Genomic DNA, 21,283 nt, shown 5'->3' with positions numbered 1-21,283 from the left:
CTCCAAGGCTCGGTGGTGCTGCGGGCGGAAGCGCGGCCGGGCCGCCGAGATGCGGCGCCGGCCGCGAACAGGGCGGTCAGGCGCCGGGCGTCTGGACCATCCAGGAGTAGATGTCCTGCTTCGAGTAGAGATTGCCGGTCCCGGCGGTGAAGCCCACCCAGGCCGAGCTCGCGCCGACCCCGGCGGCCAGGTCGACCTTGGTCTCGAGGGCCAGTTCCTCCTCGGCGCCGGCCCGCAGCGACTGGACGTAGACCCGCAGGTCGTGGGTCGGCGCGTCGTAGGTCACCCGGGCCCAGAACGGCCGTCCGTACAGCGGGATCGACGGCTCGCCGACGGCCGCGTGCACGTCCGGGTTGCCGTGCAGCACGACGGCCAGGTGGTTGCTGCTCGGGTCGGTGGAGTTCTGGAAGGTGTCGAACTCGACCGCCACGCTGTCCCGGATGCCGCGGTAGCCGATGCCGCCGCCCCAGCCGCCGAGGGCCCGCGGCCCGTCGTTCTGCACCAGGAAAGCGATGCCGTCGGCGCCGGGCGTGGTGTGGTGCAGGTAGACCTTGAACTGCGACTCGAACGACCCGGTCAGGTTCAGCTTGGGCTTGGCCCAGGCCGAGCCGGCCTGCCGGAACCCGCCCGCCGTCAGCCGCAGGATGCGCTGGTGGACGCGGCCGGAAGAGGTGATGATGTCGGCGGAGCCGTTGCGGTCGAGCATCGTCGAGGCCCCGGCGAAGGTCGGGAAGTAGACCAGATTGTCGGTACCCGCCGCGTACGTTCTGGTCGGCGCGACGCCCGCGGTTATCGCGCAGGCGAGGGCAGCGACCAGGCCGCCGCGCGCCAGACGCGAGGAACGTGAAGAGAACACGGTTCTGCGCTCCATTTCGGATGATTTGCCCCACTTGGACGTGCCTCAAGGTAGGACAGCGCGCTGAGCCGCGTTAGCGAGTCGCGTTTATTTACCTCAAATTGGACTTCAGGGCGGAGATCGCCGGATCTTCCGCGCCGTACGATCTCCGCGTGTTCCGCTATCTCGACGCGCGCACGCCGCTGGCCTTCGCCCATCGCGGCGGCGCCGCCACCGGCGACGAGAACACCGCCGAGGCCTTCGAACGAGCGGTCAAACTCGGCTTCCGGTACGTGGAGACGGACGTGCACGCCACCGCCGACGGCGTGCCGGTGGTCTTCCACGACGACACGCTGACCCGGCTGACCGGGCGGCCCGGCCGGATCGCCGACCTGCGCTGGGCCGACCTCGCCACGGTCCGGGTCGGCGGCGCGGCCGCGATCCCCCGGCTCGACGAGACCCTGGCCGCCTGGCCCGAGATCCGCTTCAACATCGACGTCAAGGCGGACAACGGCGCGGCCCCGGCCGTCGAGACGATCCGCCGGGCCGGCGCGGCCGACCGGGTGCTGCTCGCCTCGTTCAGCGACGGCCGGCTGGCCCGGCTGCGTACGCTGGCCGGCCCCGACGTCGCCACCTCGCTCGGCATGCGCTGGGTGACGCTGCTCCGGCTGTCCTCGCTGGCCCGCGTGCCGCTGCGGCTGCCGCCCTCGGTGGTGGCCGCCCAGGTCCCGGTGAGCCACGCCGGGGTCACCGTGGTCGACCGCCGGTTCGTCGCGCACTGCCACCGGCTCGGCCTGCAGGTGCACGTCTGGACGATCGACGACCCGGCCGAGATGGGGCGCCTGCTCGACCTGGGCGTGGACGGCCTGATGACCGACGACCTGCCCGCCCTGCGCGCCGTTTACGAATCGCGCGGCGACTGGCCCTGAAATGACGCGCGAATCGCACTCATAGCCGATTCTCAGGTCCTCCCGCGCGATGATGGTCTACCGTTTGTCGCGGCGACGACGCGTGCCGGTCCCCCCACGGGCAGTAGATAGATCGTCATGCAAGTACGCAGGTCAGCAAATTTTCTTGCGATCTTGTTGAACCCCGGGCATCGGCCGTTCGGAGGATGCTCGGGGTTCGCGGCGACCCGCATATCTTTTCTTTAAGTTCGGGACAAGAATTCATCAAATTCATAGACTGGATTGCTATTTCGCGGAGCGACTCTTACCGTTCGAGGGCCGGTTGTGGGGGCCGGAAAGACTTCGAAGAAGAGGTATCGCTCATGCGTAGGTCGGCTTATCGCCGCGCTGCCGCACCATCCGGCGGCCACCGGCGGCTCCTCGCGGTCGGTGCGGTCATCGCCGCCCTGGGCGCGGTCGTCGCGTTCACCACGATCTCCAACGCCGCCACCAACGACAAGCGCCCGGGCAGTGACGCCGGCAAGGTGGTCAACGGCCAGGTGATCCTCACCGACAACTGCGTGGACAGCAACCTCCCGGCCCACGACGGCTTCCAGAAGGGCGACCGCTGCGTCAGCACCGAGTTCGGCGAGGTCGGCGCGGCGGCGAACAACCCGTCGCTGCTGATCACCTCGGCGCCGAAGTCGGTGACCGTGAACACGCCGTTCACCCTCAAGGTCAGCACCCGCAACCTGATCCGCGACCGCTTCCTCGGGGCCGGCGCGGGCGGCTACTACGTGGAGAGCTCGGTCCTGCAGAACGGCATCCAGCGCGGCCACTTCCACACCGCCTGCCGGATGCTGCCGAGCACCAAGGAAGCCCCCGACCCCTCGCCGGTGCCGGCGTTCTTCGCGGCCACCGAGGACAAGAAGGGCGGCACGGCTCCGGACGTGGTCACCATCGAGGTGCCGGGCATGCCCACGACGGGTACCGCTCAGTGCGCCTCCTGGGCCGGTGACGGCTCGCACCGGGTGCCGATGATGGAGCGCGCCCAGGAGACCCCGGCCATCGACGCGGTGCGGATCACCGTGCGGGCGGGCGGCAACAACGGCGGCGGCGACACCGGCGGTGGCGGCAACAACACCGGTGGCGGCAACAACACCGGTGGCGGCAACACCGGTGGTGGCAACACCGGTGGTGGCAACAACAACGGTGGTGGCAACAACACCGGTGGTGGCAACAACGGCGGCGGCGGGACCAACAACGGCGGCGGGGCGACCACTCCGCCCACCACGGCCCCGACCACCGCTCCGGCGACGACGCCCCCGACGACCAAGCCGACCAAGGGCACGACGAGCGGCTCCAACCAGCCGACCACGAAGGACGACTTCACCCCGAAGGCGACCCCGACCACCACCAAGCCCACGACGTCCCAGCTCGCGCCGCCGCGGAAGACCACCACGACCGCACCGGAGAAGACCGAGAAGCCTTCTTCCACCGGTACGAAGGAATCCGACACGACCTCGACCGACACCACGCAGAGTGATGACCAGCCGGCCGCGGAGCCGAAGCCGAGCAAGAGCACCGAGGCCGCCGGCGGCGACTACACCTACTCCAAGGACGACGGCGTGGTGAACTCCGGCGAGCAGCCGCCGACCAAGGACCAGATCGAGGCGAAGACCACCACCCCGCAGAAGAGCGGCGGCGTCCTCGCGCTCACCGGCAACAACACGGTCGCCTTCCTCGGCGGCGCGGTGGTGCTGATGCTGGCCGGCCTCGCGGTGATGGCCTTCACCCGCCGGCGCCGCCCCGGCACCACCTGGGAGTAACGGTACGTAGGCAACCGAGGGCCGGTCCGCTGCCGCAGCGGGCCGGCCCGTTGCCTGCGGCGTGAATGATCCGGATGAGTGAGGGTAGCCTTACCGGCGGTAGGCGGGCGATCAGCCGAGGGAAGAGGATCAGCATGCCGAACAGACCGGCGCGGCCGGCCCACCGGGCGACCGTCACCCGAGCCGAGCAGCTCACCCCGCACATGGTGCGCGTGGTCCTGGGCGGCGAGGGACTCCGCGCGATCACCGCGGGCGAGTTCACCGACCACTACGTCAAGGTGCAGTTCCCGAGGCCGGGCGTGGTCTACCCCGAGCCGTTCGACCTGGGCGTGATCCGCGAGACCATGCCGCCCGAGTCGTGGCCGGTGGTCCGGACGTACACGGTGCGCAAGTGGCTGCCGGAGATCCCGGAGATGTGGCTCGACTTCGTGGTGCACGGCGACGAGGGCATCGCGGGCCCGTGGGCGGCCACCGCCCGCCCCGGCGACCAGATCACCTTCATGGGCCCCGGCGGAGCGTACCGGCCGGACCCCGACGCCGACTGGCATCTGCTGGCCGGCGACGAGAGCGCGCTGCCGGCGATCGGCGCGGCCCTGGCGGCCATGCCCGAGGGCGCGGTCGTGCGGGCGTACCTCGAGGTCACCGGGCCCGACGAGGAGCAGAAACTGGAAACCCCCGCGGACGCCGAGATCGTCTGGCTGCATCGAGGCGACCGCCGGGTGGGCGAATTGCTTGCCGAGACCGTACGAGCGAGCCAGTTCCCGCCCGGCCAGGTGCACGCCTTCGTGCACGGCGAGGCGAACTTCGTGAAGGACCTGCGCGCCTTCCTCCGCAAGGACTGCTCGATCCCGCTGAGCCAGCTCTCGATCTCCGGCTACTGGCGGCTCGGCCTGAACGAGGACGGGTGGCAGTCCTCGAAACGCGAGTGGAACCAGCAGGTCGAACGGGAGCAAGAGGCCGGCTGAGGAATGTGAGGGCGGGCACCATCCCGCTCGTTTCCGGCCGGTGACGCCGATGATGTGTAAGTGGTGACCGCCGAAGAGCAGCTGACCAAACCGCGCCCGCCCCGAACCCGGGCGGCGCTGGTGGCCGTGGCCGCGCTCCTGCTAGCCGCGGTGAACCTGCGCCTGGCGGTGACCAGCATCGGCCCGGTGCTCAGCGAGATCCGCTCCGGGCTGGGCATGAGCTCCACGGTCGCCGGGCTGCTCACCTCGATCCCGGCGTTCTGCTTCGCCCTGCTCGGCCTGGCCGCTCCCCGGCTGGCGCGCCGCTTCGGCCCGGCCCGGGTCATCATCGTCGGCCTGGCGGTGCTGGCGGGCGGCTTGGCGCTCCGCGCGTACGCACCCGGTTCGGTCCTGTTCCTGCTGCTCACCGTCCTGGCGCTGGCCGGCATCGCGGTGGTCAACGTGCTGCTGCCGATGGTGGTGAAACAGGAGTTCCCCACCCAGGTCGGCACGATGACCGGCCTCTACACGGTGGCCCTGAACCTCGGCGCGACCCTGGCCGCCGCCGCGACCGTCCCGCTGACCGGCGCCTTCGGCGGCAACTGGCGCCTCGGCCTGGCCTGCTGGGCGGTGCTGGCGGCGGTGGCGCTGCCGGCCTGGGTCCCGCTGGCCCGCGAGAAGCACGACCGGGCCGCCCAGCCGCCGGCGCACACCCAGGTGCGGGTGAGCCGGCACCCGGTGGCCTGGGCGCTGGCGGTCTACTTCGGCCTGCAGTCGACCTCGGCGTACGTGATCATCGGTTGGCTTCCCCAGATCTACCGGGACGCGGGCCTCTCCGCCGACGAGGCCGGCCTGCTGTTCGCCGCCACCTCGCTGCTCGGGGTGCCGCTGGGTTTCGCGCTCTCCGCGATCGCCGGCAAGCTGCGCAGTCAGAGCCTGATCGCCGCGGTGCTGGCCGCCTTCGGGGTCGCCGGCTACCTGGGCCTGTGGTGGGATCCGGCCGCCGCGCCGTGGCTGTGGGCGATCCTGCTGGGCGTGGTCAACACGGCCTTCCCCCTGGTCCTCACCATGATCGGCCTACGCGGCAGCAGCCCCGCCACGGTGGTACGCCTCTCCGCGTTCGCCCAGGGCGTCGGCTACCTCCTCGCCATCCCCGGCCCGATCCTGGTCGGCCTCCTGCACGACCACACCAACGGCTGGCGCGTCCCCCTGGCCCTGATGATCGCCCTGATGATCCCCCAGGCCATCGCGGGCGTGGCCGCCGGGCGCAACCGCCAGGTCTGACCCAGTATTCAGTAAGCTGATACTGTTGTCAGTTTATTGGATGGTTTGGGGCGGCGCTCAGAGCAGCTTCAGCAGCTCGGCAGCGAAATCGGCTGGGCGCTCGATGTGCGGCGAGTGCCCGCAGTTTTCGTACACGATCTCGGTGTATGCGCCGTCGGCCGCCGCATAGCGGTCGAGCACTGCCCGGGTCTGGCCGACCATCGGTTGCGGCGGGCACGCGTCAGCGCCCGGCCAACCAGGGACTACGCCGAGAGATCCCAAGTAGGCCAGGTCGAAGAACGAGGTGTCGGAGACGATCGCGTCCTTGTCGCCGCGTACCCACGCGATCGGGGGCTTGGCGGCGACCGCGACCAGGTCCGCCGCGATGTTGAAGTGGTTGGGGGCCATCGTGTTCAGCACGCCCCGATCGCCCGGTGCCACGCCGGGCCAGTTCGCGCTGGGCTTGCTGTCGCCGGGGTAGTTGTCGTCGCCGGTGGCGGTGGACAGCACGGTGTCGAGCAGCAGTTGTTCATCCGGACCCAGCGACGCCGGGTCCGCCACGTACGCGGTCCGTAGCACCGACAGCGGACTCGTCGGGCCGTCGTCGTTGCGGTCGCCCTCGGCGAGCCGCCGCACGAAGTCCGGGTTCGCCGTGCCGCCGCCCGTGCCCGCGAAATCGGGCGTCGTCGGGGTGCCGTCCAGGTCGCGGGTTCCGCCGAAGCCGTACGGGCTGACCGGCGCCTCCAGCAGCAGCGCCGCGACCCGCGACGGGTGGTCGACCAGCAACTGCATGGCGACTCCGCCGCCCATCGAGTGGGCGACGACCGTGACCGCACGGCCGGCCGGGAACAGGGCGTCCAGCACCGCCGCCACGTCGTCGGCGAAGTCGCGCAGGCCCCGGGTGGCGTCGACCGGGGCCGCCGCGGAGCGCCCGTACCCGCGCAGGTCGGGCGCGACGATCCGCAAACCGGGCGGCAGGTGCCGCAGCAACGGCCGCCAGAAGTCGGCGGACGAGCAGTTGCCGTGCACGAGCAGCACCGGGGTGCCGTCGGCCGGGCCGGTGACCAGGACGTTCAGCGAAGTGCCGCGAGCCGCGACCGTAACCTCTTCCATCGCCGAAGCGTCCCACCACCGACCCGACCGAGACAGTGTGTTCAACCCACATATCCGCCGGGCGTCAGAGGCGGAAAGACCACTGCCCGCGGCCGTGCGTGGCCACGTACACCTTTCCGTCCGGCCCGACCTTGACCTGCATGGTCACCGTCGTCGGCAAGCCGTGGCCGAGGATCGACCAGCCGGCGCACCGCGGCGCCCGGTAGAACACACCGGTGTCGGTGCCGAGCACCAGCCCGCCGCCGGGGACCATCTTGACCGAGTTGGCCGGCACGTCCGGCAGGTTCGCCGAGATGTCGGTCCAGCTCGTGCCGGCGTTCCAGGACTCGAAGACGTGACCGACGCCGGCGCCCGGGCCCTCGGTCCACTTCCGGGAGAACCCGTTGACCGCGATGATCACGTGCTGCGGGTTGTTCTTGTCGACGTCCATGCCGCCGATGTACCGGTTCGGCACCGTGCCGTCGACCGGCAGGTTCAGCTGGTGCCAGCCGGTCCCGTCGGTACGGCCGACCGCGATGCCGCGCGCGTAGCCCGCGTTGTTGCACGGCCCGCACCAGGCGGCGTAGACGAGGCCGCCCGACGTGGTCACGGCCGTCGCGACATGCCCGGCGCCGAGGTCGTAGAGGCTGGTCCACTGCTGGCCGCTGCGGATCGCGTAGCCGACCTTGTTGAGCCAGATGTGCTGGCCGCCGGCGATCCAGGTGTTGCTGTTGCGCGGGTCCTGGGTGATCGGGGCGATGAACCGGGCGAGCCCGGCGGCCGAGTCCGGCGGAGCGACCTGGTAGCTGGTGGCCTTGGTCGGGTCGGTGGTCCACGCGCCGTCGTTGACCGCGCAGTTGTTGGTCACCCAGACCTGCAGGTAGACGTACTCCTCGGCGATGTTGCAGCCGTTCGCCGGGTCGACGATCGTGTCGCCGCCGTCGCCGCCGAAGTCGGAGCCCATCACCCAGTCGCCGGGCCGCAGCACCGACTGGCCGTTGTCCTGCAGGCCGCCGGAGATGGCCAGGCCGCCGCGGTCGCGCCCGGCGTCGACCGAGTAGTACTGCAGCACGTCCATGCTGCCGTCGTTGAGCGAGTTCCAGTCGGTGGCGTGCCCGTACTGGTCGAGGTGTCCGCGAACCGGCCGGCGGTACATGCCGCCGTCGTCGCCGACCACCACGTACGACTTGCCGTGGTTGCTGCCGACCGCGATCGAGTGCTGGTCGGCGTGCACGGTCTGCTGGCAGTCACCGGTCTGCTTCGACGGGTCGATGCTCCAGCAGGGGAAACCGAAGTTCCAGTACGGCCCGGGCGTGGTCCACGTGTCGCCGCTGTTGGTCGACTCGAAGACCTCCTCGAGACCGGCCCACACGTGCGTCGCGTCGTTCGGGTCGACCTGCAGGAACTGGTTGTACCAGGCCTGGATGCCCGGCATGTAGCCGGCCGAGGTCAGCGCCGAGCCGGAGGCGGCCAGCTTCTTGTAGTCGGCCGCGAGCGTCCACGGCCCGAACGGCGAGCCGCTCTTCGAGACGTAGAAGCCGCCGAGCGCGCTGTCCGGGTTCGTGGCGAGCTGGGTCGGCGACTGCTCGATCGCGTAGTAGCGGGAGCCGTCGGCCGCCGCCGCGAAGGTGACCAGGCCGACGTCTCCCGACGTCGAGGGAAGTCCGGCCAGCGTCGTCTGCTGCCAGCTGCCATTTGCCGTACGGGTGTAGAAGCCGTTGTACGTGTCACCGCTGCGCCAACCGGCCGCGATGATGACGTTGCCCGGGTTCTTCGGGTCGACCGCGAAGTCGTTGACGATGTTCTTGTACGGCGCGTTCGGGTCCGCCGCGTTCGCCCCGCCGGCCAGGTAGCTCGGGTTCGGCGCGAACACCCGGGTCCACGGCCCGTGCAGGTTGGTCAGCGAGTGCGTCCAGGCGCCGCTGCTGGTCGCCGCCCACACGGAGTTGCCGATGAACCGGAGCTTGCGGATGATCGTGCTCTCCAGCTCGGTCCCGCCGACCCGATCGGCCGGGGTGAAGGAGCCGCCGCTCGGGTTGCTGAGCACGTAGACGCCGGTGCCGACGAACGAGGTGGCGCTGGTGTTGGCCTCGCCGGTCGCGTACCAGAGCCGGCCCCGCGAGTCGAGCCGCAGGTCACCGGTGGACGGCGAGGGCAGCTTCTCGGAGATCGGCGTCCAGTGGCCGCCGCCGCTGGTCGAGCGCCAGACGCCGCCGTTGGCCGCGCCCGCGTACACGTTGCCGTGGTTGTCCGCGGCCAGGCCGGTGACGCGCCCGGTGACCAGGCCGGCGCCGCCGGAGGAGTTGCTCTCGATGTCGCGGTAGCGCGGGTCGTCCGAGTTGTACGGCCGGTTCGTGACGTGGGTCCAGCTGCCGCCGGTGCGCGGCAGGCTCTGCTGTTGCTGCCAGGCCGCGGAGTACGCGCCCGGCGCGACGATGCCGGGCGCCGACCGCGCCTCGGCCCACTGCTCGGCCTGTTCGGCTATCTCCTCGGGGTCCTCGCCGCCCTCGTCGCTGTCGTCGGCCGCCTTGGCGGTGAAGGACTTGGCGTGCGCCGAGCGCTCGGCGGCCAGCTGTTTGAGATGGCGGTACGGCATCGGCCGGCCGGATCCGTCGGGACCGGCGGCCGCCGCGGCAACGGGGGTGATGACCAGGGTCAATGCCGTGGCGGCCACGGCCATGAGACGAAGCTGCATTGCTTCTCCTTGCCTACGCTGCGCATTTGGGCTGTTCACCACGCGCACGCGCGCATGCTCGTCGATGTCCCCGGCAAGGTCAAGAGTCGCCTACAAGATGTAGGGAAACCGTGCGCTCAAATCGCCACGAAGCCCCCGGTACCTTCCTCACATGGGAGACGTGTGGGCGGTGGCGGGTGCTTACGAAGCGTATGTAGGTCGATGGAGCCGCCGGGTCGCCACGGAATTCGTGCGCTGGCTCGCGCTACCGACCGGCCGGCGCTGGCTGGACGCGGGCTGCGGAACGGGCGCGCTGACCGGGACGGTGCTCGACGCCGCGGCCCCGGCGCTGCTGATCGGCGTCGACATGTCCCGCGGCTTCCTGACCGAGGCCCGAAACCGGCTGCCGCTCGGCTCCCCCACCGACAACCCCGCACCCCGAGCGGCCGCCGGCGCCGTCACCGCCGCCCCCGAACACCAGGCAACGAACGACCCCCACGCCGGCGACACGACCGCCGCCCCCGGACGCCAGGCAGCCGGCCACCCCCACACCAGCGACCCGAACAGCGAGCCCGAACAGCGGCCCGCGGCTGGCAGCTTCGCGGCCGACAACGCGGCGCCCGGCAGCGTCGCGGCCGGCAATGCAGCGACGGGCGGCTTCGCGGCCGACCACGCGGCGGCAGGCGGCCACGCCGCCGACCACGCGGCGGCAGGCGGCTTCGCGGCCGGCCACGCGGCGGCAGGCGGCTTCGTCGCCGGCGATGCGGCGGCGGGCGGCTTCGTCGCCGGCGATGCGGCGGCGGGCGGCTTCGTCGCCGGCGATGCAGGGGCGTTGCCGCTCGCGGGCGGCCGCTTCGACGCGGTCGTGAGCGGCCTCGCGCTGAACTTCGTGCCGCGGCCGGAACGCGCGGTGGCCGAGTTCGCCCGAGTCGCGGCGTCCGGCGCGACGGTCGCCGCGTATGTCTGGGACTACGCCGACGGCATGCGGATGATGCGGTACTTCTGGGACGCCGCCGTCGAGGTGGATCCCGCCGCCGCGACACACGACGAGGGCCCCCGCTTCCCGATCTGCCACCCGGAGGCGCTGCGCGAGGCCTGGACCGCCGCGGGTCTGACCGATGTGGAGACCCGGGCGATCGAGGTCCCCACGGTGTTCGCCGACTTCGACGACTACTGGCGGCCGTTCCTCGGCGGCCAGGGCCCCGCCCCGGCCCTGGTCGCCGCCATGCCGCCCGACCAGCGCGAGGCCGTCCGCGCACTGCTCGCCGCACGGCTCCCCCGCGAGGCCGACGGCTCCATCCCGCTAACCGCACGAGCCTGGGCGGCCCGCGGCACAGCCCCACGCTAGAAGCCCGGCCAACCCCGGCCGCCCAAGCAGCCAACCGCCACCGACGCCCCGCATGCACCGCCCAGGCGCAAGCCGCCGACCGCCGTCGACGCACGCCCCACGACACCGCCCGGGCGCGAGCGGCCGACCGGGATCGGCGCCGCACCGCGGGAACGCGGACGCAGCCAGCCGACCGCGGGTGGCGCGCTGTCCGCGGCGGCCGGCATCGGCGTCGACGGCGGCCACAGGCAGCGACCACAGGCAGCGGCCACAGGCAGCGGCCACAGGCAGCGGCAAACGGGGCCGTGGTGGCCAACCGCTACACGCGAGAGGCGCGTTGCGGCCTCTCGTTGCAGGCGGTCGCGGGGAGAGGCGAGAGCGGCTCAAACCGGCGGGGACCGCCGACGCGTACGGGCATATGGTTTCGACTCAAGGTTTTGACGCCTGCCTCAGGAGGGCTAGGACCGGGGCGAACTCTTCCATGAAGAGGGCGTTTACGCCGATGTAGGAGATGCCCAGGTCGGCTCGGCGCTGGTGGAGGCGGTCGGCGATTTCGGGCGGGGAGCCGACGAGGAAGGCTATGCCGCCGGCCGCTGCCATCGCGCGGGGGTCGCCGCCGACCATGTGGGAGAGCCACGGCGGCAGGTCGTCGACCCTCGGGGCCACCGCCGCCGAATTCAGATGCAGCTCGAGCTGGTCGAAGCGGTCGGCGGCCGACTCGCGCAGCTCGGCGATCACCCGGCCCAACTCGTCCTCAGTGGACTGTGGGGGCAGGCCCAGTGCCACGATGTCGGCCTGCGCGGCGGCCAAGCGGAGCATGCGCGGCCGGCTCGCGGCGATCAGGACGGGCGGCGGATGCTCCAGCTTGCGCACCGCGGCGACCGTCTCGGCCACCCGCTCGAGCCGCTCGGCGGGCGTGCCGAAACTGCCGCCCAGCGCCTCGGCGTCGTGCTCGGCGCCCGGCCGGCCGCCGCCCACGCCCAGCTCGAAGCGGCCGTCGCTGAGCTGCTGGAGGGTCTCGGACTCCCACGCGACCAGGCCGGGCGGGCGGTTCGGCGCGCTCAGCACATACGTCCCCAGGCGCAGGGCTGAGGTCACCGCGGCGGCGGCCGCCAGCGCGGCGAACGGCGCATAGGTGTGTACCGTGTCGGGGATCAGGAGGGTGTCATAGCCCAGCTCCTCGGCCCGCCGCGCGGTGGCGGCCCACTCCGCGCCCGAGGGCGCCTTACCGGCGACGACACCGAAGCGGAACTCTCGCTCAGTCATGCCGGACATCCTGCTCGGGCGGGGCCAAGAGCACATCCGACCACGGTCTTACGTCGCTCGTACGACCTAAGTCGTATGCCCGGCGGGCGGCGAGCAAGGGTTTTCCCTATTTCCAAAGACACTCGTCAATGCCTAGCGTCACACCTCAAGGCGTCCAGGCGTGACCCATCGTCACACCGGACCTTGAGCCTGCCCAAACCCCCGGGCAGGGAAGGAGTACCCGCGTGAAACGTCGAACCCCCCTGATCCTCGCGATCGCGGCCGGCACCGCGGCCGCGACGGCGTTGGTCGCGGTGGCCCAGCCGGCCACCGCGACACCGCCCGACCCGGCGGCCGCCGCCAAGCTGGCCGCCGCCAACGCCGACGCGCTCGTCGCGAGCCAGCCCGCGCTGCTGAAGGCCAGCAAGTACGACACCTTCCAGCGACACCAGGTGCTCACGTCGCACGGCCTCAACTACACCCCCTTCACCCGTACGTACAAGGGCCTTCCGGTCGACGGCGGCGACCTGGTCGTCATGTCCGACGCCAGCGGGGCGACGAAGTACACCTCGGTCGCGCAGTCCAGCCCGATCGGCGACCTGGCCACCACGCCGAAGGTGGCCGACACCGCGGCCGCGGCGACCGCCCGGAAGCAGCTGAAGTCGGTGGCCCGGACCGAGGGCACCAAGCTCATCGTGGTCGCCGCCGAGGGCGCCGCGGCGAAGCTGGCCTGGCAGACGACGGTCGACGGGCGCGGCGCCGAGGGTCCGAGCCGGCTCACCGTGGACGTCGACGCGCTCACCGGCAAGGTGCTCAGCACCAAGGAGCACGTCACCGAGGCGACCGGCTCCGGCACCGGCTGGATCTACGGCGGGGTCTCGCTCGACACCACCCTGTCCGGCTCGACGTACTCGATGCAGTCCTCCACCGAGCCGACGCTCAAGTGCCAGGACGCGGCGAACAACACGACGTTCACCAAATCGACGAACACCTGGGGCAACGGCACCGGTACCAACCGGGAGACCGGCTGCGTCGATGCCCTCTTCGTGGCCGAGAAGCAGACCCAGATGCTGTCGCAGTGGCTGGGCCGCAACGGCCAGGACGGCTCCGGCGGCGCATGGCCGCTGCGGGTCGGCGACCAGGAGGAGAACGCGTACTACGACGGCACCCAGGTGCAGATCGGCTACAACTCGGCCGGTCAGTGGATCTCGTCGGCGGACGTGGTGGGCCACGAGCTCGGCCACGGCATCGACGACCACACCCCGGGCGCGATCTCGGGCGGCAACACTCAGGAGTTCGTGGCCGACACCTTCGGCGCGGCGACCGAGGCGTTCATCAACAGCCCGAACGACCCGCCGGACTACCTGGTCGGCGAGGAGATCAACCTGGTCGGCAGCGGCCCGATCCGCAACATGTACAACCCGTCGGCGCTGGGCGACGACAACTGCTACTCCTCGAGCATCCCGTCCGAGGAGGTGCACGCCGCGGCCGGCCCCGGTAACCACTGGTTCTACCTGGTCGCGCAGGGCACCAGCGGCAACGGCCAGCCCGCCAGCCCGACCTGCAACAACTCGACGGTGACCGGCCTGGGCATCCAGAAGGCCATCACCATCATGTACAACGCGATGCTGCTCAAGACCTCGAGCTCGTCGTACCTGAAGTACCGGACCTGGACGCTCACCGCGGCGAAGAACCTGTACCCGGGCGACTGCACCGCGTTCAACACGGTCAAGGCGGCCTGGGACGCGGTCAGCGTTCCCGCGCAGTCCGGCGACCCGACCTGCTCGGGCACCACGACGCCGCCGACCACCACGCCCACCACTCCGCCCACCACGCCGCCGACCACCACGCCCACCACGCCCCCGACCGGCGGCACCTGCACCTCGGCGCAGCTGCTCGGGAACGCCGGCTTCGAGAGCGGCGCGACCACCTGGTCGCAGACCTCAGGCGTGATCTCCACGGCGTCCGGCACCAACGTGCCGTACGCGGGTAGCTACTTCGCCTGGCTCGACGGGTACGGCTCCACCCACACCGACACGCTCACGCAATCGGTGACGATCCCGTCCACCTGCAGCAAGGCCACGCTGAGCTTCTACCTGAAGATCACCACGGCGGAGACCACCGGCTCGACCGCGTACGACAAGCTGACGGTCAAGGCCGGCTCGACGACCCTGGCCACCTACTCCAACCTGAACGCCGCCGGCTACGCGCTGAAGTCGTTCGACGTGTCCAGCCTCAAGGGCCAGACCGTGACCATCTCCTTCAGCGGCGTGGAGGACTCCTCGCTGCAGACCTCCTTCCAGGTCGACAACACCGCCCTCAACGTGAGCTGAGGTCGTAGCACCACAAGAGGGCCGGCGCCGGGCGCCGGCCCTCTTTCTACGAGCATTCTACGAGCCGAGCGGGCTCGCCCCCGCCGTCTTGAGGAACTTGCGGCCCTCGGCCAGCTCGAAGTGCATCGGGTCGGAGCCGCCGCGCCAGGCCATCCCGGCCTCGAAGCCGTGGCTCACCATGCTCTTGATGAAGGTCAGCCCGTAGCCGTGCGCCCCGCTGAACTGCCCGGCCTTGGCCTGCGCCTCGCCGCCCGCCACGTCCGGGGTGAAGAAGCCGCCGCGGTTCTCCGGCATCAGCCCGAGCAACTGGTCGATCGCCGGATCGTCGGTGGCCAGCTTGGTGCGGAAGACGAAGCCGTTGGCGTTGGTGATCAGGCCCTCCTTCAGCCCGCGCAGCGTGATCAGCCGGAACTTCTCGTCGATCAGCGCCTGGGTCTTCTTGGCGCCGAGGGCCGTGGTGGTGTCGGCCCTGTACTTCCGGCGCTTCGCGACGTCCTCCTCCAGCTCCTGCGCGCGCTGGTGCAGCTGGGCCAGCTTCGCCTCGTCCTTGATCTTCGCCTTGGCCAGCGCCGCCTCGTCCTTGCGCACCTGCCGGGCCTTCGCCTCCCGGTCCTTCAGGCCGTAGTCGCTGGTGAGCAGCTCCTCGTCGACGTCCGCGCCGGCGAACTCCCGGTCGATCACGGCGATCCGCTCGTCGATCTTCTTGGTCCACGGCTCGAAGAGCTTCGGCAGGTCCGGCACGATCGCCGCGACCAGCTTGTCGTAGTGCTCCTGCGCGTCGGTGATCGCCTTCTGCCCGGCCTCGATCTCCTCGGTCGTGGCCGCCGTCGGCTTCTTCCGGGCCTTCAGCTTGGCCAGCGCCTTACGGGCGGTGCCCACCGCGAACCGGGCCTGCTCCACTTCGCCCAGCCGGTCCAGGGTCTCCTTGGGCAGATCGGTCTTGAACGTCTCGGAGGCCTGGGTGAGCCGGGTGTACTCGGCGTCGACCGAGTCCAGCAGCTTCTTCGCCGCGGCCGGGTCGGCCTTGCCCTGGCCCATCTTGATCTCGAGGTCGATCCGGGTGTCGCCCTCGACGCTGGTCTTCATGTCCGGCCGGCCGCCGGTCACCATGTCGAACAGCGTGATCAGCTTGTCGTCGGTGATCCGCGGCGTCTGGTACGCCCGCCAGTCCACCGCGAAGCCGACCGCGTGCGTGAACCAGGTGCGCCCCTTGTTGCCCCGGTTCAGGTGGTCGCCGCGCATGCCCAGGCCGACCGTGGTCTGCGGCATCGGGATGCCCTGCGCCTCCAGTTCCGCCTTCACCGCGGCCAGCCGCTCCCGGGTCGACGAGTGCGCCCACAGCTGTTCGCCGTCGCCCACGTCGATCGGCGCGATGGCCTGGAAATGCTGCTGGATCAGCGCGTCGTCGTCGCCCATGGCCCAGCGCATGGTCGCCATGAACGTGTGCCGGTTGCGGGTCCGCGCGTCCGCGAGCTTCTCGTTCCCGGTGTCGGCCGCCTTCTCCTGCTTCGCGGTGAAGTTGTCGATCTGCTGCTTGATCTCCGCGGGCAGGCTCTCGATCCAGTCGATCGCCGGGTCCGGCGGCGCGGCGGTCAGCAATTGGGTCACCGCGCGGTTCCCGGCCGGGGCGCCCAGGTCCGCGACGTCGGCGCGGCGGGCGGGGTCCGCGTTCGGGCCGCTCAACAGGTCCGCCGTCGCCCGGTTGCCGGTCGCCGGCTGCGGCCGGACGATCACCGGCGCGGCCGGCTTCTCCTCGGTTTTCTCCTCCGCCGCGCGGACGCGATCCCCCACCGGCCGAGCCTAGATCCATCGGTTCGGGCGTGGTGTCGGCTACCCGATCGCCCGGGGGACACGGGGCTCGCCAGGCAGGAGCACAATGCAGTCGTGGCGAGTCGGCAGCTGATCGGCAAGGTGGGCACGGTGATCACCGCGATCCGCGGCGGCGAGCGCGCGGGGGAGGTGCGTCTGCTGGTGGAGGGCATAGCGCACTACTACCTGGCGTACGCGATCGAGCCTGTTCCCGCCGGTAGGGAAGTACTCGTCATCAACAACCGTGGCGCGCGCCAGATCGACGTCGAGCCATGGCCCACTGTGCCCGCGGACGAGAACGCCCGCGGCGTCGAAGAAGGGCTGTAAAAGTGTTCGGTTATCGGGTGCCCGCCCCCAACGAGGCTCTGTTGATCAGCGGCCGGAAGCAGCGGGGTGCGGACGCGTTACCGTTCAAGATCGTCACTGGGCACGGCGTCTTCGTCATGCCCGTCTTCTCCAAGGCCACCCGGCTCACGCTGGCCATGCAGGAGGCCGAGGTCATCGAGGACTGCTACACCAAGCAGGGCCTCACCCTCTCGGTCCAGGCCATCATCGCGTTCAAGGTCGGCGACGACCACGAGTCGATCGCCGCGGCCGCCCGGCGCTTCCAGGGCGACCAGGGTCAGATGCCCACCCTCGTCGGCCGGATCTTCTCGGGTCACCTGCGCAGCATCATCGGCAGCATGACCGTCGAGTCGATCATCCGCGAGCAGCAGACCCTCGCCGACGCGATCGTCGACGCCAGCAAGACCGAGATGGCCCGGATCGGCCTCGCCGTCGACTCGCTGCAGATCAGCAGCATCGACGACAAGGGGGTCGGCTACATCCGGGCGCTGGCCGCGCCGCACCAGGCCAAGGTCAACCAGGACGCGAAGGTCGCCCAGGCCGCCGCCGACCGGGAAAGCGCGATGGCCCAGCAGGAGAGCATCCGGCACCAGGCCGAGTACGCCCGGCAGACGGCGATCGCCCAGGCCCAGTACCAGGCGGAGATCGACCAGGCGCAGCAGACCGCCGCCCAGGCCGGCCCGCTCGCCGCCGCCCGCGCCGCGCAGGACGTCCTGAGCGAGCGGGCGCTGGTCGCGGCGAAGAACGCTTCGCTGCGCGAGGCCGAGCTGATCGCCGAGGTGATCCGGCCGGCCGAGGCCGAGGCCGAGCGGATCCGGGCGCTGGCCAAGGCCCAGGCGGATGCCACCAAGCTCTCCGCCGAGGCGGCCGCCGCGCAGAACCGCATCGCCCTCGACCAGGCCATCATCGAGAAGCTGCCGGACATGCTGCGGGCGGCCGCCGAGGGCCTGCAGGGTGCGAACGTGACGGTGCTGGACGGCGCCGAGGGGCTGAACAGCGTGGTCGCGTCGCTGGCCGCGCAGGGCATGACGATGCTCGAGACGCTGCGTAGGGGCATGCACACGGAGCCGGTCGCCCAACCCGGCAGCTCCGTCGCCCCGATCGTCCCGAAATCCGTGGCCTGACGATTGGTGGCACTAGGCCGGGCCGCGTGATCGCGGCCCGGCCGTTATATTGGGCCGTCGGTCCCCGAGCCCCAAGCAGGAAGATCGAGCTTTTGCTGACCTCCATCCGGAAAGTCGTCCTCGTCGGTCTGAGCGTCGCCGCCGTCGCGGCCTGTTCCTCCTCGCCGAAGGCCGATCCGGTCTGGGCCGGTTCGACGCAGGGCCTGGACAGCAGCGCGGCCGCCACCCCCGAGGCGACCGGCGGCGCCGCGGCCGCCGCGCCCGTGGTCAAGCCGTCCGGGTCGCCCTCGGCGTCCGCCAAGTCCGGCACCACGGCCGAGGCCACCACGACCGCCACGAACGTGAAGTACGCGTTCCCGGTGATCGGCAACAGCTCGTATGGGCACACCCACCACGACTACCCGGCCACCGACGTGATGACCGCCTGCGGCCATACCTTCGTCGCGGTGACCAGCGGCGTGGTGCTGTACACCAAGACGACGGACACCTGGACGGCGAAGGCGAACCTCGGCGCGACCCGGGGCGGCCTCTCGGTGGCGATCCTCGGCGACGACGGCGTCCGGTACTACGGCTCACACCTCTCGTCGATCGCGAGCGGCATCAAGCCCGGCGTCCGGGTCAAGGTCGGCCAGACCCTGGGCAAGACCGGCAAGACCGGCGACGCGAGCGCCTGCCACCTGCACTTCGGCATCTCGCCGCCGTGCGCCCGGGGCAGCGACTGGTGGAACCAGCGCGGCGTCCTCTTCCCGTGGCCGTACCTCGACTCGTGGAAGGCCGGCGGCGCGAAGTCCCCGGTCGCCGCGGTCAAGGCGTGGAAGGCGAAGAACGGCTGCCCGACGGGCCCGACCGTCGACAAGTAGCTCAGGCGGGGCGGAACGAGTCGCGCGCCGCCGGGGTGGTGTGCTTGATCATCAGGTGGCGGGTCACCGAGTAGTCGGCCAGCGCCTCCTGGCTCATGTCCTTGCCGAAGCCGGAGCCCTTCACCCCGCCGTGCGGGGCCTCGGAGGCGATCGGCAGGTGGTCGTTGATCCAGGTCACGCCGACGTCGAGCCGGTGGGCCACACGCAGCGCCCGGGACACGTCGCGGGTCCAGATCGACGAGGCCAGCCCGTAGCGGGTGTCGTTGGCGAGCCGGACCGCGTCGTCCTCGTCGTCGAACGGGATGACCACCACGACCGGGCCGAAGATCTCGTCCTGGACGATCTCGCTGCGCTGGTCGGCGTCGATCACGAGCGTCGGCGGGAAGTAGAAGCCCGGCCCGTCGAGCGCCTTCCCGCCCACCACGACCCGCGCCCCGGCGTCCACGGCCCGGGCGACAAATCCGGCAACGCGCAAACGGTGCTCATCAGATATCAAGGGCCCGATATCGGTTGAATCCGACATGGGATCGCCGACCCGCACCCGCGCGAGAGCATCCTCAAGGGCAGAAACAGCAGTGGGGTAGACGGAGCGTTCCACGTAGACCCGGGTAGCGGCGGTGCAGTCCTGCCCCGAGTTGTACGTCGCCCCCAGGGCGATCCCGCCCGACATTTCCGACAAATCGGCATCAGCGAAGACTATTGCCGGCGCCTTGCCACCCAACTCCAGGTGAACCCGCTTGAGCCCCTCGACCGCCCCCCGCATGACCTCCCGCCCAGTACCGGTCGACCCCGTGACGCTGACCATGTCCACCCCGGGATCCCGGACGAGCGCGGAACCTGGCGATGCACCACCCGTCACCACGCCGACCAGCCCGGCCGGCGCCCCCGCCTCCTCGAAGAGGCGCGCCAGCGCCAGCGTGCTCCGCGGCGTCCGCGGCGCCGGCTTGATCACCACGGCGTTCCCGGCCGCGACCGCCGGCCCGATCTTCCAGACCGCCATGACCAGCGGAAAGTTCCACGGCGCGATCGAACCGACCACCCCGACCGGCCGCCGGATCAGCATCGAGGTGTACCCGGACGACAGCACTCCCGCCCCGGTCCCGTCGAGCGACCGCGCCGCCCCCGCGAAGAACCGCAGGTTGTCCACGCTGAACGGCAACTCCCCGTCGCGCATCACCGGCAGCGGCTTCCCGGTCTCCTCCACCTCCAGCCGGACGAGCGAAGAAGCGTCCCGCTCGACCAGATCGGCCACCCTGAGCAGCACCCGGGCGCGCTCCCCCGGGGTCGCCTCCCGCCACTGCTCAAAAGCCTCGCGAGCTCGGGCGACGGCTTTCGCCACGTCCGCGACCTCACTGTCCGCGATTTCCTCCAGCCGTACGCCGGAAGCCGGGTTCACCAACACGGTCATTTGCCGGCCGTCCCGATCCGCTCGATGGCGTCCGCCGCGACCCGCAAACCGTCGGCCGCCCGGATCTCGGCCGCGTCCTTGGCCAGCCGGTCGCGCAACTCCGCGTCGCCGAGCAGCCGATCGATCGCGCCGTGCAGCTGCTCGTCGGTGAACCCGTAGGTGTCGAGCCGCACCCCGTAGCCGCGCTCGTGCACTCGCTGCGCGTTGTCGTACTGGTCCCAGAACAGCGGCAGCACGATCATCGGCTTGCCGAAGTGCATCGCCTCGGTGGTGGTGTTGTTCCCGCCGTGCGTGATCACCAGGTCGACCAGCGGCATGATCGTGGTCTGCGGCAGGAACTCCGCCCCGATCATGTTGTCGGCCAGCTCGATCTCCTCGTGCAGCGGCCCCTTCGAGACGATGTACCGGTGGTCGGTCTTCGCGAGCGCCGCGATCACCCGCCGCATCAGCTCGACGTCGGCCGAGCCGAGCGAGCCGAGGCTGAAGTAGATCAGCTTGTGTCCGTCGGCGAACCCGGGAGGCAGCTCGAACAAGGCGTCGGTCTCGCGCACCGACGACTCCAGGCGCTTCCAGGTCGGGGCGAGGCGGCGCCGGTCGGTGTAGTCGAGCACGCGCGGGTAGACGTACAGGTTGAGCGCGCCCTCCGGGATGAACTCGAGGTCGGGCAGCGCCGGCGCGCCCTGCTCCACCACCCAGTCGTTGAACTGCTCCCACATCGGGCGGTGCGTCCGGTCGTACTCGGCCAGGAAGTCCGCCCAGCCCTCCCGCGAGGAGGCCGGGTAGCCGGAGAAGACCGGCGCGATGTCCGGGCCCTTCACCTCGAGCGGGTTGCACGAGACGATCCGGACGAACGGCACGCCGGCGGTGTTCAGGGCCGGGAACGCGACCACGTTGTCCTCGACGATCACGTCCGGCCGGACCCGCGCGATGATCTCCAGCAGCTGCGGCTGGCAGAACTTGGCGCCGTCGATCAGCTCCTGCCAGACCGGCTTCACCCAGGTCTCCAGCTGATCGATGGTCGGCTTGCGGAACTCCGGCGCGGTGTCCCGGATGAAGTCCTTCCAGAACTGCCCCGCGTCCTGCGGCTCGTCCGGCGCCGGGGCGAGGCTGACCAACTCCTCCTCGAAGCCGAGCGCGGTCAGCTTGCCGGCCCAGGACGCCTCGGCCGCGAACACCACCCGATGCCCGCGCTTGCGCAGCACGTCGCCGATGCCGATGCAGTTGTTGGTCGGCCCGTACGCGCTCTCGGGCATGAACAGAACCGTCAGGGCCATCCGCACTCCTTTGTTGAAGAGAGATTCAACAAGG

Annotated in this window: 16 protein-coding genes; 9 read left to right on the top strand and 7 right to left on the bottom strand. The window is 70.9% G+C overall.

The window, feature by feature from the left end; genetic code table 11:
* Positions 1 to 76 precede the first annotated feature (76 nt).
* On the bottom strand, positions 77 to 856 hold the full coding sequence (locus tag IH26_RS0101490; RefSeq protein ID WP_245664866.1) for an L-type lectin-domain containing protein: 780 nt from the start codon (positions 854 to 856) through the stop codon (positions 77 to 79).
* Positions 857 to 1,008: 152 nt separating this feature from the next.
* On the opposite strand from IH26_RS0101490, the gene IH26_RS0101485 reads away from it, so the two are divergent.
* From IH26_RS0101485 to IH26_RS0101470, 4 genes are all read left to right on the top strand, one after another.
* On the top strand, positions 1,009 to 1,764 hold the full coding sequence (locus IH26_RS0101485; RefSeq protein ID WP_030434247.1) for a glycerophosphodiester phosphodiesterase family protein: 756 nt from the start codon (positions 1,009 to 1,011) through the stop codon (positions 1,762 to 1,764).
* Positions 1,765 to 2,105: 341 nt separating this feature from the next.
* Positions 2,106 to 3,551 carry a hypothetical protein gene (locus tag IH26_RS61935; RefSeq protein ID WP_030434246.1) on the top strand — a complete coding sequence of 482 codons (1,446 nt, stop codon included), beginning with the start codon at positions 2,106 to 2,108 and terminating at the stop codon, positions 3,549 to 3,551.
* Positions 3,552 to 3,685: 134 nt separating this feature from the next.
* Positions 3,686 to 4,516, top strand: coding sequence for a siderophore-interacting protein (locus tag IH26_RS0101475; protein WP_030434245.1), 831 nt, complete (start codon positions 3,686 to 3,688; stop codon positions 4,514 to 4,516).
* Between the two features lie 60 nt (positions 4,517 to 4,576).
* The gene (locus IH26_RS0101470) at positions 4,577 to 5,779 is read left to right on the top strand and encodes a CynX/NimT family MFS transporter (protein ID WP_030434244.1); all 1,203 of its coding nucleotides are present in this window, start codon (positions 4,577 to 4,579) and stop codon (positions 5,777 to 5,779) included.
* A 57-nt stretch (positions 5,780 to 5,836) separates the two neighbouring features.
* Here the strand turns inward: IH26_RS0101470 and IH26_RS0101465 are convergent, their stop codons facing one another.
* Both IH26_RS0101465 and IH26_RS0101460 read right to left on the bottom strand, forming a co-directional pair.
* The gene (locus IH26_RS0101465; RefSeq protein WP_030434243.1) at positions 5,837 to 6,871 is read right to left on the bottom strand and encodes an alpha/beta fold hydrolase; all 1,035 of its coding nucleotides are present in this window, start codon (positions 6,869 to 6,871) and stop codon (positions 5,837 to 5,839) included.
* A gap of 64 nt (positions 6,872 to 6,935) precedes the next feature.
* Complete coding sequence (locus IH26_RS0101460; RefSeq protein WP_157436977.1) at positions 6,936 to 9,545, bottom strand: glycosyl hydrolase; 2,610 nt, start codon at positions 9,543 to 9,545, stop codon at positions 6,936 to 6,938.
* Positions 9,546 to 9,696: 151 nt separating this feature from the next.
* Between IH26_RS0101460 and IH26_RS57420 the strand changes: the two genes are divergently transcribed.
* The gene (locus IH26_RS57420) at positions 9,697 to 10,872 is read left to right on the top strand and encodes a class I SAM-dependent methyltransferase (RefSeq protein WP_157436976.1); all 1,176 of its coding nucleotides are present in this window, start codon (positions 9,697 to 9,699) and stop codon (positions 10,870 to 10,872) included.
* 408 nt (positions 10,873 to 11,280) lie between these two features.
* Here IH26_RS57420 and IH26_RS0101450 read toward each other — a convergent pair whose 3' ends face one another.
* Complete coding sequence (locus IH26_RS0101450) at positions 11,281 to 12,117, bottom strand: LLM class flavin-dependent oxidoreductase (RefSeq protein ID WP_030434240.1); 837 nt, start codon at positions 12,115 to 12,117, stop codon at positions 11,281 to 11,283.
* 224 nt (positions 12,118 to 12,341) lie between these two features.
* On the opposite strand from IH26_RS0101450, the gene IH26_RS0101445 reads away from it, so the two are divergent.
* Positions 12,342 to 14,429, top strand: a complete 2,088-nt coding sequence (locus tag IH26_RS0101445; RefSeq protein WP_030434239.1) for a M4 family metallopeptidase — start codon at positions 12,342 to 12,344, stop codon at positions 14,427 to 14,429.
* Positions 14,430 to 14,486: 57 nt separating this feature from the next.
* On the opposite strand, the gene IH26_RS0101440 is transcribed toward IH26_RS0101445, so the two are convergent.
* On the bottom strand, positions 14,487 to 16,220 hold the full coding sequence (locus IH26_RS0101440; RefSeq protein ID WP_030434238.1) for a hypothetical protein: 1,734 nt from the start codon (positions 16,218 to 16,220) through the stop codon (positions 14,487 to 14,489).
* Positions 16,221 to 16,313: 93 nt separating this feature from the next.
* Here IH26_RS0101440 and IH26_RS0101435 point away from each other — a divergent pair, with 93 nt between their 5' ends.
* From IH26_RS0101435 to IH26_RS0101425, 3 genes are all read left to right on the top strand, one after another.
* The gene (locus IH26_RS0101435) at positions 16,314 to 16,565 is read left to right on the top strand and encodes a hypothetical protein (protein ID WP_030434237.1); all 252 of its coding nucleotides are present in this window, start codon (positions 16,314 to 16,316) and stop codon (positions 16,563 to 16,565) included.
* Entirely contained in the window at positions 16,511 to 17,707 is a 1,197-nt protein-coding gene (locus IH26_RS0101430; protein ID WP_281179665.1) for an SPFH domain-containing protein, read from the top strand. Before IH26_RS0101435 ends, IH26_RS0101430 begins: the two co-directional genes overlap by 55 nt.
* A gap of 92 nt (positions 17,708 to 17,799) precedes the next feature.
* Complete coding sequence (locus IH26_RS0101425) at positions 17,800 to 18,567, top strand: M23 family metallopeptidase (protein ID WP_157436975.1); 768 nt, start codon at positions 17,800 to 17,802, stop codon at positions 18,565 to 18,567.
* 1 nt (position 18,568) lies between these two features.
* Here the strand turns inward: IH26_RS0101425 and IH26_RS0101420 are convergent, their stop codons facing one another.
* Together IH26_RS0101420 and IH26_RS0101415 are read right to left on the bottom strand one after the other, a co-directional pair.
* A complete protein-coding gene (locus tag IH26_RS0101420) occupies positions 18,569 to 19,975 on the bottom strand; it encodes an aminobutyraldehyde dehydrogenase (protein ID WP_034213195.1) in 1,407 nt (468 codons plus the stop codon).
* Positions 19,972 to 21,249 carry a glycosyltransferase gene (locus tag IH26_RS0101415; RefSeq protein WP_030434234.1) on the bottom strand — a complete coding sequence of 426 codons (1,278 nt, stop codon included), beginning with the start codon at positions 21,247 to 21,249 and terminating at the stop codon, positions 19,972 to 19,974. The genes IH26_RS0101420 and IH26_RS0101415 overlap by 4 nt, the downstream gene beginning before the upstream one ends.
* Between the last annotated feature and the right edge of the window lie 34 nt (positions 21,250 to 21,283).

The organism is Actinoplanes subtropicus, from assembly GCF_000721705.1.
GTDB lineage: Bacteria > Actinomycetota > Actinomycetes > Mycobacteriales > Micromonosporaceae > Actinoplanes > Actinoplanes subtropicus.
This window is presented reverse-complemented; position numbering and strand designations above follow the sequence as displayed.

Excerpts from the sequence above, each read along its gene's own strand:
- IH26_RS57420 (WP_157436976.1), top strand. The coding sequence starts at position 9,697 with ATGGGAGACGTGTGGGCGGTGGCGGGTGCTTACGAAGCGTATGTAGGT.
- IH26_RS0101465 (WP_030434243.1), bottom strand. The coding sequence starts at position 6,871 with ATGGAAGAGGTTACGGTCGCGGCTCGCGGCACTTCGCTGAACGTCCTG.
- IH26_RS61935 (WP_030434246.1), top strand. The coding sequence starts at position 2,106 with ATGCGTAGGTCGGCTTATCGCCGCGCTGCCGCACCATCCGGCGGCCAC.
- IH26_RS0101430 (WP_281179665.1), top strand. The coding sequence starts at position 16,511 with ATGGCCCACTGTGCCCGCGGACGAGAACGCCCGCGGCGTCGAAGAAGG.
- IH26_RS0101420 (WP_034213195.1), bottom strand. The coding sequence starts at position 19,975 with ATGACCGTGTTGGTGAACCCGGCTTCCGGCGTACGGCTGGAGGAAATC.
- IH26_RS0101415 (WP_030434234.1), bottom strand. The coding sequence starts at position 21,249 with ATGGCCCTGACGGTTCTGTTCATGCCCGAGAGCGCGTACGGGCCGACC.
- IH26_RS0101460 (WP_157436977.1), bottom strand. The coding sequence starts at position 9,545 with ATGCAGCTTCGTCTCATGGCCGTGGCCGCCACGGCATTGACCCTGGTC.
- IH26_RS0101450 (WP_030434240.1), bottom strand. The coding sequence starts at position 12,117 with ATGACTGAGCGAGAGTTCCGCTTCGGTGTCGTCGCCGGTAAGGCGCCC.
- IH26_RS0101475 (WP_030434245.1), top strand. The coding sequence starts at position 3,686 with ATGCCGAACAGACCGGCGCGGCCGGCCCACCGGGCGACCGTCACCCGA.